The organism is Falsiroseomonas sp. E2-1-a20 (assembly GCF_051433195.1).
GTDB lineage: Bacteria > Pseudomonadota > Alphaproteobacteria > Acetobacterales > Acetobacteraceae > Falsiroseomonas.
In genome coordinates this window covers 1-995 of record NZ_JBHMFT010000168.1, presented here as the reverse complement: position 1 = coordinate 995, position 995 = coordinate 1, and the positions used below count along the sequence as shown (strand labels likewise).

The 995-nt window shown below is 71.0% G+C and carries 1 protein-coding gene; it reads right to left on the bottom strand.

All coding sequences use genetic code 11. The features are described from left to right. Positions 1-748: VanZ family protein (locus ACFHPP_RS31170; RefSeq protein ID WP_437167103.1), on the bottom strand; the 748-nt coding region annotated here is incomplete at its 3' end. Positions 749-995 lie beyond the last annotated feature (247 nt).

Sequence of the window (995 nt, the reverse complement as noted above, 5' to 3'; positions counted from 1 at the left end):
TCAGGCGCCGATCCACGATCGGCACGGCAAGAGCCAGCATGCCGAGGACAAGCGCCGCGAAGGGCAGCACCCCACCCAGCCGTGGCCAGGCGGCCCCGAGCAGGCGCGCTGTGACCAACCAGAGCACGCACAGCCGCAGGCCCCGCCAGGGGTCGAGCAGCGGCGCGCGAATCAGCGGCGCCAGGCTCTGCCGCCACTCGCCCAGGTCGATCGAGGGGATGTAGGGATACAGCCGATAGGCCAGCCAGCAGATCAGCAGCAGCGCGGCGAGTGGCTCCATCGGCGCCAGCGCCACGCCGCGTGGCCGCCAGGCGCTGCGCGCTACCAATGCCCCCGCGGCCGCACCGATCCCGCCGCCCAGGGCGTTCAACATCAGGTCGAACCCGCTGGAAGAGCGTCCGGCGACATGCAGCTGGCTGACCTCCATGCCGGCGGAAAGCAGCGCGCAGGCGAGCGCGGCGAGCAGTGTCGCCAGGACAGCGCGCAGCCGCGCCGCGAGCGCGAAGCAGAGCGCAAAGCCAAGCGGCGCGTAGAGCACCAGGTTCGCCGCCACGTCGCCGCGTCCGCCCGGGCGCCGTCCCAGCGCGGCGAGCGCCGCGTCCAGCAGCTTCTGCCCCTCCGGCAGCGGGCGAAAGCGGAACGGATAGAGTGCGCCATAGACGATGAAGCCTGCTGCAAGCACGGCCAGCAGCAGGGCAGCGAGGAATGCGCGCCGGTCGCTCGGCGGTGGCGCGGGATCGGCTGTCATGTGTCCACGCATGGCATGCCGTATCCGTCACTGACGAGTGGGGCGACGACGGCGCCGACCGAGGTGCCGGCCATCGACCAGCGGCAGTGCCCTGTGTTCATTCCAGATCCCGTTATTCCCGCCCCCCTAATCCCGCACCCAATCCCGCAATCCCGCACCTCAATCCCGCGGCTTTTCGACCCTCGCGAGGGTGCGGGATTGCGGGATTGGGTGCAGGGCAATCGTTATCAGGCCGGTGCGTGGGCCC